Raw genomic sequence first — 10421 nt, 5'->3', positions numbered from 1 at the left:
CATGAGAAAGCCCATATAAATGGGTAGAGTACAAGTTGCTGTAGAAGCATTTTTAATTCGTCTGATCACAGATACTTTATAAAGTATTTTAATACTTTTTTGAATCCGTCAATGCGTAAGTCCTATAACAAAGCCTGTACTTGGCTGTTGGTGGCCAGTCTTAATCCTAAAATCCCAGAACGGACAGCTAATGTACCAACCAAGGTAATTAAAATAAGAATGACCAAAACCACAATGAGCGTTGCACCTTTTTGTTGTTTCATTACGATGCTCCCAATGTATTACGCAAACCAACCACTTGAGTGACCAGTTGACGTATGTATTTTTTATTCAAATTCGCATCACCATCGAACACCACTGCAGTTGCGGTGCCTGGGAGGGTAATAGTTTTATTATTTAAACCAGCATCAGCCCCAATATTGGTCGCAGATCGCGCTACTACAGACACCTGCAAGGAAATCACTTGTAGATAATCTTTTTCTGCAGTAATGGATGACATTAAAGTTTTATATTGATCTATCGTGACATAGCGCAATTGATTGTTTTGTGGATTTTTCACACCCAAAAGCACCTTAAACGCATCAATATTTTGCATGAGTAGTTGTGCATTGCTACCTATACCATCAATCGTACTATCACCCGCATTGTAATACCCTGCATCACAGTACAGCCCGTAACGATCCAAACCATCACTGCCCTGCTGTGAATTTGGTAACTTTGCTATAAAGTAACGCTGTACCATGGTTGGGCGGATTGCTTGGGTGTCTTCATTGGCTTTGGCGGTTGTAAATCCAATTCTATTGCCTTCGCAATCATACATATCTGTATTGCTTAATAATCTTTCATTGATTTTCTTGGTAGCATCATTTGGGTCAACATCTGATGCTTCTTCAATTTGATACTGTGGCACAAACTGAATCACAATTTGATCACTTTTACCTGCCGTTCCATCATCGGCAAAATTTTGTGTGCTATACGCAATATTGGTCAAATTTGCATGCAAACTGGATGGGTAGTTTTCTCGGGCAAAAATTACGCCAGAACCCACCATCTTATTATTAACTTTTTGGTTAGACGGTGTGTTTAGATTGGCGTGTCGTAAGTCATGAGTCAGCATTGCCAAGCCAAAATTTGAGTTTTGCTGCACATCACCCATACCCAACTGAAATCCTAAAGATCGTTGTGCGCTGAGAAAAATAGCAGTTGCTGCACTGACCACCAATAAACCAATTGCCAAGCTAATCATCAGCTCAAGTAAAGTGAAACCTTTCTGAAGCTTAGTCATAGTTATAAGCCTCCATAATTATGCATTGTGCATTTGGGTTATACGCTGTTCCATTGGTACAGTGATTACCCCCACTTCCATTAGTTGCAGTGGTTGTATCCCAAGCCACATATACACATTTTCTTTTCAGGGTCGAACCTTGGCAGTCGTTCACAGCAATAGACATGCCTAAATTTTCTGCACGCAACTGAACTTGTTTAAAGTCATAGGCTGCCATTTGATTACTGGTACAAAAATTTGCAGCACAATCTGTCACTGTTGCATTTGCCTTATATTCATCTAATCCAGCACGATTCATACGGATACGTTCAGATAAATCTCGTGCAATATTCATGGCTTGAATGTTTTGACCTGCGTCTGCACTGGCAGAAACCGCCCGAATTTGCAAAGCAGTAAAGCCTAGCACTGCAATTCCAAGCAGCACCAATGCCACCAAAACCTCGACCAAGCCAACACCACGTTGATTTCTTATCATTGTTTTACCCTCATCCTATTAATTTGGGCATGTGCTATTTGAGCGTTCATATCGAATCGAACCATTTTTATAAAACTCGATGACCGCTTTTTTTGAACTATCTTTTTGATGCTGCAAAATAAAACACTCACGATCATTCGCTGAAACTAAAAAGCCAAACATATTGTAGGTCAGGCTATTGACTGGTTTGGTTGCCCAACTAGTATGTTGCTCTGGCAACCACTTGAACTTGCCGTCTGTTACCGAGGCGTCTAGTGCCAACTTCTGTTCTTTCTTAGTAAATACAGCTTCGGAACGTGCCATTGTTGCCAATTCAACAATAGCTCTTGCATCGCTATGCAATTGGTTTTTACGAATCATGCTAGTCATTGAAGGAGCCGCCATCATCGCGATAATCGCCAACACCGCAATCGTCACCATTAGCTCAATTAAAGTGAATCCTTTATTTTTCTGCATACCCCCCCCAACGCAACAAAACTTTACCCTATTTAAAATAATATCCAACTTAATTACAAATTAAGCACATAAAAGGATAAAAGGCATAAAAAAACAGATAATTGCCAAAAAGCAATTATCTGTCAATTTTTTAGAACTTTCAGAATGTTAAACAATTCACAAATTAAGCCTGTGTTACAGGAATACGTAACTCTTTCGGCAAACTAAAAGTAATATTCTCTTCACGCCCTGCCAGCTCTTCCTGTGCTTTCGCGCCCCAATCCTGTAAACGCTGAATCACCTGCTTGATTAAAATTTCGGGTGCCGATGCACCAGCAGTTACCCCAATTTTGGTATTTTCATCAAACCAGGCCTGATCAAGCTGATCTGCATTATCCACCAAATAGGCATGTTTCCCCATACGCTCCGCCAACTCGCGCAAACGGTTTGAGTTTGAAGAATTAGGAGATCCTACAACCAAAACCACATCACATTGAGTGGCCAAGTCACGTACCGCATCTTGACGGTTTTGCGTGGCATAGCAGATATCATCCTTACGCGGCCCCTGAATTTCAGGAAATTTTGTACGTAAAGCATCAATCACTTTTGCGGTATCATCAATGGAGAGCGTTGTTTGGGTCACAAAAGCCACTTTCTCGGGATAACGGATTTTTAATGCCGCCACATCCTCTTCATCTTCAACCAGATAGATTTCACCACCATTTTTCTTGTCATATTGCCCCATGGTGCCTTCCACTTCCGGGTGTCCTTCATGTCCAATCAAAATGGCTTCCGTGCCTTCACGTGCATATTTGGTCACTTCTATATGTACTTTGGTGACTAGTGGACAGGTGGCATCAAACACCTTTAACCCGCGGCGCTCGGCTTCTTGCTGCACCGCTTTTGACACACCATGCGCACTAAAGATCACGATATTGTCATCGGGAACCTCATCCAGTTCATCAACAAAGATGGCACCACGCTGACGTAAATCATCCACCACAAACTTGTTATGCACCACTTCATGACGCACGTAAATAGGCGGATTAAAGCATTCCAGTGCCCGATTGACGATCGCAATTGCTCGGTCGACACCTGCACAAAAACCACGTGGATTGGCCAATACAATTTCCATAAGATCCTCAATGTTCACCCGAAGTTGAGCGGAATAATTTGAAATAAATGCCAACAAAAAGACGCTTGGCTATTTTGTTTGCGGGTCGTCTGCTCTAAAATAGAGAAGATATTTTATCATATCAGGAAAAATATCATGTCGGGTCTCTTGTTTGTCGTTTCTGCTGCATCTGGAACAGGCAAAACATCCCTCGTTAAAGCCCTTCTCGACCGTGTCACCAATTTACACGTTTCTGTCTCCCATACCACGCGTGGTCAACGCCCGGGTGAGCTTGACGGTGTACATTATCATTTTTCAAAAAAAGAAGACTTTCTTGCCTTGGTTGAGCAAGGCGGTTTTATTGAATATGCAGAAGTGTTTGGCAATTATTACGGTACGGCGCAAGCGACTGTAAAACAACAGCTTTCCAAGGGGCATGATGTTTTACTTGAAATTGACTGGCAAGGAGCGGATCAGGTCCGCAAACTTTTTCCTGAATCCAAACAAATTTTTATTTTACCGCCGAGCCAGTTTGATTTGCGCCAGCGCCTATCCAACCGGGGCACTGACTCCGTTGAAGTGATCGAGCGCCGCCTGAGCTGTGCTGTTGAAGACATGCAGCAATATAGCAACTTCGACTATATTATTATTAATGATGACTTTAATAAAGCACTGCATGATCTGGAATGCGTGATTATTGCCAACCGTTTAGTGATTGCACAGCAGGCAGCCCGTCATCAGGAATTGATTGAAAAATTAATTACTCCTATTGAACCGTGATTAAAACTTGAGTCTACAGGCAAAGCATTTTATACTGCCCAGTCTGTTCAAATTTAATATTCAAACGAGAATTCTTATGGCACGCGTAACCGTTGAAGATTGTTTAGACCATGTAGACAACCGCTTTGAGCTTGTACTAGTGGCAAGCAAACGCGCGCGTCAATTGGCACGTCAAGGCATTGAACCAACTGTAGAATGGGACAACGATAAACCGACCGTAGTTGCTTTACGTGAAATTGCGGCAGGTCATGTATCTAAAGATATTTTGAAACAACGTGATCAAGACTATCAAACTTCTAGCCTTGACCTTGCACTTTCTGCAAACAATTTGAATTTAGATGGCTTTTCTTTCCAATAAGAAAAAATATCTTAAAAAAAGCCTAGTTTTAACTAGGCTTTTTTTATTGCACAACTTTAATATTGGATGAATAACCGTTATAACATAAAATTAAAGATACGTTATTTAGGATGTATCTTTTTGCTGTTTTTTAAATGAAAAATTTGACAAGTCATGCAATATGCTTTTCATTAAAGCTCTAGCGATTTGAATTGTAGAAACTGAAGTAATAAAGGTGTTATATGCCAGGCCCACAGGTCAGCCAAGCCAAACAACAGCTCAAAATTATTATCGACGCTTACTTAAGTGCAAGTGATGTCGAGCGCGTGCTTGTGGCCTGCGATTATGCCGATATTGCCCATGATGGCATCACCCGTAAAAGTGGTGAACCCTATATTCTGCATCCGATTGCGGTCAGCAGCATTCTTGCGCATATGCGTCTGGATGCCGAAACCCTGATGGCCGCCCTGCTGCATGACGTGATTGAAGATACTGATTTCAACAAAGAAGACATTACTGAAAAATTTGGCCGCACAGTGGCCGAGCTGGTCGATGGGGTAACCAAACTCAGCCATTCCAGCGACAAAGAATATAATAAAGCCGCCTCCTTCCGTAAAATTCTGCAAGCCACCCTGCAAGACCCGCGTGTCATTATTATTAAGCTGGCTGACCGTTATCACAACATGACCACTTTAGGTTCGTTGCGCCCAGATAAACGGGCACGTATTGCCCAGGAAACCTTTGATATTTTTGTGCCGATGGCGCGTATTGTCGGCATGAACGAGATGGCCGACAATCTGGAACATCTGTGCTATCAAAATCTTGACCTGGATATGTTTAACAATGTTCAGGATGCCCTACTACAAACCAAACCGAAACGCTGTGAATATCAAAGCATCTGGGAAAAAAACCTGACTGAACTGCTGCAACAGCACCAGATTAGTGGTCGTATTAAAAAGAAAAATAACAATATTGAATTGCTGCGTCACTTCGTCAAAAACGATATTGATCTGCAAGAGCTCACCCACAGCCATGCTTTTGAAATTATTCTGCAAAGCATTGCCGACTGTGACCGCCTGGCAGAAATCCTGCGTGAAAATTTCCAGATTCTGCATTATGAAGATCATATCCGCCGTCCATTGCCGGGTGGCAACCAGTCTTTAATGATGCGTTTAAAAGGCGAGAAAACCACGCTCTCTCTGACTATTCAGACCGAGCTGATGCGTAAGGCAGCCCGTTTCGGCGTTGTATTGGGTGAAAATGCACCGCAAGCCTGCCGCTCAGCCATTCAAGCTTCCATGCAGAACCTGAATGTATTGGTAGATGGTGAATGTGCCAAAACCACTTTTAGCGATCTGCTGGATTATTTACATCAGGAAAAAATCTGGGTGTATACCCCACATGGCCATTTGCACGAACTGCCACAAGGGGCCACAGCCGTCGATTTTGCCTATTCAGCCAGCCTGTTTTTAGGTAACCATGCTGTCGGGGCAAAAATTAATGGGGAAACCCGGCCTCTTTCCACACCACTGGTGAGTGGACAAGTCATCGAGATTATTACTGATGTTCTGGCGACACCAAATCCCGACTGGCTCAGCTTCATTAACACCCAGAAAGCGCGTCGTGCCATCCAAAATATTTTGCGTGATCAAGATATTGAAGAACAACAACTGGTCGGTCAGCAGGCACTGAACCGTGCGCTAAAACTGTTTAATCGCTCCATCAAAGATTTAACCGAAGCAGACTGGATCGATATATTGCAATGGCGACATATCGAATCTAAGGAACACTTATTTGAACAGATTGCCGTGGGTGACCTGTTACCGCAATTGGTAGCTAACCACCTGTTTGCACAAGGACAAAGTCTGGATAACCAGTCTTCTACCCGTCTTATTCAAGGCACTGAAGGTGTAGATGTCAAATATGCCCATTGTTGCAACCCTGTGCTTGGTGACCCCATTCAAGGACATCTCTCACGTCGCGGTTTAATTGTGCATCGTGCACGTTGTCATAATCTGTTGCATGAACAACATATGCATCCAGAAAATATTATGCCCTTGCACTGGACATCTGAAGATGTCGATGACATCAGTTTCACTGCTTATTTAAGTATTGACATGCTGATGAATGATGAACAGATTTCTGACCTGATTTATCAATGCCGGAAAGAAAAAACCGGTGTAGAAATGGTTCATGGCCATGAAGATAAAACCTACGTGCATATTGTGGTGCATAACCGTAAGCAAATTGCGCAGATTATTCGTGATTTACGTATGCACTTCGGTTTTCCACGCATTAGCCGTTTAGCCCAGCCTATTAATATTGCCGAAGCATCTAAAGCCAGTTAATTCAAACATAAGCAACTCTTATTGAACAATTTACGCTATGATGCATAGAGATGATACAAGGAGAAATCGATGTCCCGCCAAGTAATCCATACTGAAAATGCACCTGCAGCCATTGGTACATATTCTCAAGCAATTTTAGTTGAAAATACCCTATACCTTTCAGGTCAAATTGGTTTAGATCCTTATAGTATGGAACTGGTTGAAGGCATTGAAGCGCAAATTCGCCGTGTATTTGATAACTTAAAAGCAGTCTGTGAAGCAGCCGGTGGCTCATTGGCAGATATCGCCAAACTGAATATTTTCCTGACCGATCTTTCCCATTTCCAACTGGTTAACCAGATTATGGGTGAATATTTTGCCCAACCTTACCCTGCCCGTGCAGCATTAGGTGTAGCCAGCTTGCCTAAAGGGGCTTTGGTTGAAATGGATGGTATTGTGATTATTAATAAATAATTTTCAATTAGTTATAAAATTGTACAAAACACCACCGATCAAGTGGTGTTTTTTTATTTAAAAACTCAATCACAATAAATAATATTTCAAATGAATTTCATTGACAAACGATAATAATTATCAATAATATTACTTATCCCATTTCACTCTTGTGTGGCGAGTTCAAATGTACGTATGCTTATGCCGTGGTATTACCGATCAAGATATTAAAGATGCTGTCGCAAATGGCGCGGAAAGCTATCGTGAAATTCGTGACCTGCTTGATTTAGGTACCTGTTGTGGTCGTTGTGCACCTGAAGCACGTTCCATCATTAGTAAAGAACTTTCAGAAATTGCAGCTCGTATCTCCGTAGCGGCTTAAAACCAAATTACCCTAATAACAAACTGAATGATCAAAAGATCATTTTCTCCCCTCCCGCTTATGCCTCTCGGCGGTTTTTTTATGCATGCCGTATAATATAGCGCCCATTATCATTTTTGATTGCGATTTTCATTTGCTGTTCAATAAATTACTCGCCATTGTGTAGCTTGTTGTTTAAGATAATTGAAATAATATTTTTTGATTGCCTGACATATAGCTAAGGCAGAAATTGTTGATGGAGAACTTACAATGAAAGGCAATCGTGATGTCATTAATCAGTTAAATCAGGTGCTTTATCACCAGTTGACGGCCATTAACCAGTATTTCCTGCACTCACGTATGTTCAATGATTGGGGAATTGAAAAGCTGGGTTCGGCAGAATACAAAGAATCGATTCAACAAATGAAAGATGCCGATAAAATTATTGAACGTATCTTATTTCTTGAAGGCCTGCCTAATTTACAAAATTTAGGCAAGTTGTACATCGGCCAGCATACTGTTGAAGTACTGAATTGCGATGTACGCAAAGTCAACGAAAATATTGAAGCCCTACAAAAAGCGGTCAGTCTGGCTGAACAGGAAATGGATTATGTGACTCGCGATCTGGTTCAGGAAATCCTGGAAAAAGAAGAGGAATATCTGGATTGGACCATCACCCAGCTTGATCTGGTCGAGAAAGTGGGCATCGAAAACTATATTCAAAGCCAGCTTTAAGTTTAAAAACAGCCAGTCAATTGACTGGCTGTTTTATTTATGCGATTCACTTTTTTAAATTTTACTTCTTGGCAACAGGCTGGGCCAATGATGCGTAATCTATATCGACTTTACGTAATTTTTTTAATAACAAGAGCTGGTGTTTAGCCTCCTGCTCATAACCATTAAAAGCCAGGATCTTGGCATACTTGTATAAATCATAGGTGGTCGGATAATTAAGCACCATCTCCCTAATTTCCTCGAGCTGTTGTGCACTCACCTTGCTATAAGGATTCATACGAATCCAGTCTATACGCCGGTTAAATTCTTCTAGCAAATAAACCTGATCTTGATTGGTAATTTTTTCCGGTGTTTTTTCATAGCGTAGCGTTTGATTGAGCTTAGGGATCATCACCGCATAATCTCGCACGATCAGAATCAACAGCAAGAAAAATAACCCGTAAGCAACACGCATATAATTGGGTGAAAGGGTCAGGATTTTGGTATCTGCCTGCTGTGATTGAACCAGTCCAATAATAAAACCCACCGGGAGCAGGAAATAGGCATAGTACTGTGGAAATTCCAGCATGGCGTGAATCAATACTGCACCCACCATTAAAATCCCGATTACGGATTCAACTGAATTGACCCGCTTATTTAGTTGATAGCCCCAATAGCTAAAGTAGACAAGAAAAGGCAATCCGATAATGAGACCATTCCACAGGATAAAATCGAGAATAAAGTTATGTGCACTACGAATCCACACTGGCCCCTGAAAATGATCACTGACCAGTGTATAAGCAACACTGGTCTGGTTCCAGCCGTAGCCAAACCATGGACGGTCAGCAATGGCATGCAGCATTTGCTGCCAAATGGCTAAACGCGACATATCTCCTGTTGCACGTCTAGCGACATCAACAGCTTTAATCTGTACGTCCAATAATTGCGTTAAATAGCTCCCAATGACAGGCAATACAAGGACGAATCCTATAAATACAGCCAACCATGCCGCCAAAGAATACCATTTAATATGGATATAGCCTTTAAATTGCTGATAGACCAAATAAACTAGAATAAAGACACAAGCTACCCATGAGGTTCGAGATTGGCTTAATGCCACACTCATTAACATAATGAATGCTGCAGGAACCAGCCATTTGGTCTGAACTTTTTTGGTTTCATATAAATATAAACATGCCAAAAGGGACATGAGCAAAAAAGTGGCCATATTGTTTGGCTGGGCAAAATTGGCATAGGGACGAACAGCACGTTGCATATCCACCATTCCGGGAATATAAGCATCCAGGGTGAGCCACTGACAAATGGCAATCACACCCGTCGCTGTTCCAGCCATGAGAAACACATAACTGAGTCCGGTAAAAACTTCTTCACGATTTATTTTTTCTACAGACAAGTTATATCCGATAACTATACTCAGCCAGAATCCAAAGACAAAGAGCGTACTAGTCAAAGCTTTATCAAAGAAAAATAGCTCGTCAGCTAAGTATTGAATTAGGGGGATCATCGCAAGCAGCAATAAAGGCGAACTGATGACCGGTAATTTAATTTTGTCTTTTAAATAAATGGCAGCCAAAGTAAATAGTGATAAAAAAGCAAACAGTTCACCCGTATAGGTAACCCAAGGGCGGTAATGGATAGGCAGGAGCCAGGCGAGGGAGATAAAGATGCTAGCTAAAAGCAATAAGAAAAATTTCATGATTAAATCAGTGAAAATAGAATAGGTACATGATAATAAAAAAGCAGATTAAAAGGTAATCTGCTTTTCGGATGATAAAATAGTGCTTAGTTCCAAGGACGTAAGTTCACGATTCTGATGACATTACCATTTTTATCAATAAGTACAGACATATCTTTATGGCTCGCTTTTAATGGAATATAAGCAAAACTTTCAGGATTTTTTTCTAAGATATCTGTAACATCTATATGAGCATTATAATCAAATAATTCTTTTAAATTGTGGGCATTTTTTAATGCTATTTTTTGTACATTTTGGCTTTGTACACGACAAAAAAAGATAACTCATTGAAATAATGGCATAATACTTGTTTTCTGACGACGAATATGATGACACATTTCAATGAGTTACATCTCATCTTAAACAAATATCTAAAGTGGAACA

General features: G+C 41.0%; 11 protein-coding genes and 1 pseudogene. 6 read left to right on the top strand and 6 right to left on the bottom strand.

The window, feature by feature from the left end; translation table 11 throughout:
- Nucleotides 1-125 precede the first annotated feature (125 nt).
- The 5 genes and pseudogenes from FTU91_RS14155 to ispH all read right to left on the bottom strand — a co-directional run.
- Nucleotides 126-263, bottom strand: a pseudogene (locus tag FTU91_RS14155) (PilX N-terminal domain-containing pilus assembly protein); the annotation flags it as partial.
- Nucleotides 263-1285, bottom strand: coding sequence for a PilW family protein (locus FTU91_RS14150; protein ID WP_180082566.1), 1023 nt, complete (start codon nucleotides 1283-1285; stop codon nucleotides 263-265). The gene FTU91_RS14150 and the pseudogene FTU91_RS14155, both read right to left, overlap by 1 nt.
- Nucleotides 1278-1760: a type IV pilus modification protein PilV gene (gene pilV, locus FTU91_RS14145; protein ID WP_180082565.1), complete on the bottom strand. Its 483-nt coding sequence runs from the start codon at nucleotides 1758-1760 to the stop codon at nucleotides 1278-1280. Before pilV ends, FTU91_RS14150 begins: the two co-directional genes overlap by 8 nt.
- 18 nt (nucleotides 1761-1778) lie before the next feature.
- Complete coding sequence (locus tag FTU91_RS14140) at nucleotides 1779-2216, bottom strand: Tfp pilus assembly protein FimT/FimU (protein WP_180082563.1); 438 nt, start codon at nucleotides 2214-2216, stop codon at nucleotides 1779-1781.
- 163 nt (nucleotides 2217-2379) lie between these two features.
- Entirely contained in the window at nucleotides 2380-3330 is a 951-nt protein-coding gene (ispH, locus tag FTU91_RS14135) for a 4-hydroxy-3-methylbut-2-enyl diphosphate reductase (protein WP_180082562.1), read from the bottom strand.
- 135 nt (nucleotides 3331-3465) lie between these two features.
- Here ispH and gmk point away from each other — a divergent pair, with 135 nt between their 5' ends.
- From gmk to bfr, 6 genes are all read left to right on the top strand, one after another.
- Nucleotides 3466-4089, top strand: a complete 624-nt coding sequence (gmk, locus tag FTU91_RS14130) for a guanylate kinase (RefSeq protein WP_180082561.1) — start codon at nucleotides 3466-3468, stop codon at nucleotides 4087-4089.
- A gap of 76 nt (nucleotides 4090-4165) precedes the next feature.
- Nucleotides 4166-4447: a DNA-directed RNA polymerase subunit omega gene (gene rpoZ, locus FTU91_RS14125; RefSeq protein WP_004650579.1), complete on the top strand. Its 282-nt coding sequence runs from the start codon at nucleotides 4166-4168 to the stop codon at nucleotides 4445-4447.
- Nucleotides 4448-4668: 221 nt separating this feature from the next.
- Nucleotides 4669-6774: a bifunctional (p)ppGpp synthetase/guanosine-3',5'-bis(diphosphate) 3'-pyrophosphohydrolase gene (locus FTU91_RS14120; RefSeq protein ID WP_180082560.1), complete on the top strand. Its 2106-nt coding sequence runs from the start codon at nucleotides 4669-4671 to the stop codon at nucleotides 6772-6774.
- A 69-nt stretch (nucleotides 6775-6843) separates the two neighbouring features.
- A complete protein-coding gene (locus tag FTU91_RS14115; protein WP_166168620.1) occupies nucleotides 6844-7227 on the top strand; it encodes a RidA family protein in 384 nt (127 codons plus the stop codon).
- A gap of 166 nt (nucleotides 7228-7393) precedes the next feature.
- A complete protein-coding gene (locus FTU91_RS14110) occupies nucleotides 7394-7588 on the top strand; it encodes a bacterioferritin-associated ferredoxin (RefSeq protein ID WP_180082559.1) in 195 nt (64 codons plus the stop codon).
- 249 nt (nucleotides 7589-7837) lie between these two features.
- Nucleotides 7838-8302 (top strand): bacterioferritin, encoded by a 465-nt coding sequence (bfr, locus tag FTU91_RS14105; RefSeq protein WP_180082558.1) that lies wholly within the window; start codon nucleotides 7838-7840, stop codon nucleotides 8300-8302.
- Nucleotides 8303-8363: 61 nt separating this feature from the next.
- Here bfr and FTU91_RS14100 read toward each other — a convergent pair whose 3' ends face one another.
- Nucleotides 8364-9998 carry a PglL family O-oligosaccharyltransferase gene (locus tag FTU91_RS14100; RefSeq protein WP_180082557.1) on the bottom strand — a complete coding sequence of 545 codons (1635 nt, stop codon included), beginning with the start codon at nucleotides 9996-9998 and terminating at the stop codon, nucleotides 8364-8366.
- Nucleotides 9999-10421: the final 423 nt, after the last annotated feature.

It is taken from the genome of Acinetobacter sp. YH12201 (genome assembly GCF_013418145.1).
GTDB lineage: Bacteria > Pseudomonadota > Gammaproteobacteria > Pseudomonadales > Moraxellaceae > Acinetobacter.
The sequence above is the reverse complement of the archived record's forward strand: the minus strand, read 5'-3'. Positions and strand labels throughout refer to the sequence as shown.

Bases quoted from the DNA above. Each gene is read 5' to 3' on its own strand.
- FTU91_RS14120 (WP_180082560.1), top strand. From the start codon at position 4,669: ATGCCAGGCCCACAGGTCAGCCAAGCCAAACAACAGCTCAAAATTATT.
- FTU91_RS14100 (WP_180082557.1), bottom strand. From the start codon at position 9,998: ATGAAATTTTTCTTATTGCTTTTAGCTAGCATCTTTATCTCCCTCGCC.
- bfr (WP_180082558.1), top strand. From the start codon at position 7,838: ATGAAAGGCAATCGTGATGTCATTAATCAGTTAAATCAGGTGCTTTAT.
- pilV (WP_180082565.1), bottom strand. From the start codon at position 1,760: ATGATAAGAAATCAACGTGGTGTTGGCTTGGTCGAGGTTTTGGTGGCA.
- ispH (WP_180082562.1), bottom strand. From the start codon at position 3,330: ATGGAAATTGTATTGGCCAATCCACGTGGTTTTTGTGCAGGTGTCGAC.
- rpoZ (WP_004650579.1), top strand. From the start codon at position 4,166: ATGGCACGCGTAACCGTTGAAGATTGTTTAGACCATGTAGACAACCGC.
- FTU91_RS14150 (WP_180082566.1), bottom strand. From the start codon at position 1,285: ATGACTAAGCTTCAGAAAGGTTTCACTTTACTTGAGCTGATGATTAGC.
- FTU91_RS14110 (WP_180082559.1), top strand. From the start codon at position 7,394: ATGTACGTATGCTTATGCCGTGGTATTACCGATCAAGATATTAAAGAT.
- FTU91_RS14115 (WP_166168620.1), top strand. From the start codon at position 6,844: ATGTCCCGCCAAGTAATCCATACTGAAAATGCACCTGCAGCCATTGGT.
- FTU91_RS14140 (WP_180082563.1), bottom strand. From the start codon at position 2,216: ATGCAGAAAAATAAAGGATTCACTTTAATTGAGCTAATGGTGACGATT.
- gmk (WP_180082561.1), top strand. From the start codon at position 3,466: ATGTCGGGTCTCTTGTTTGTCGTTTCTGCTGCATCTGGAACAGGCAAA.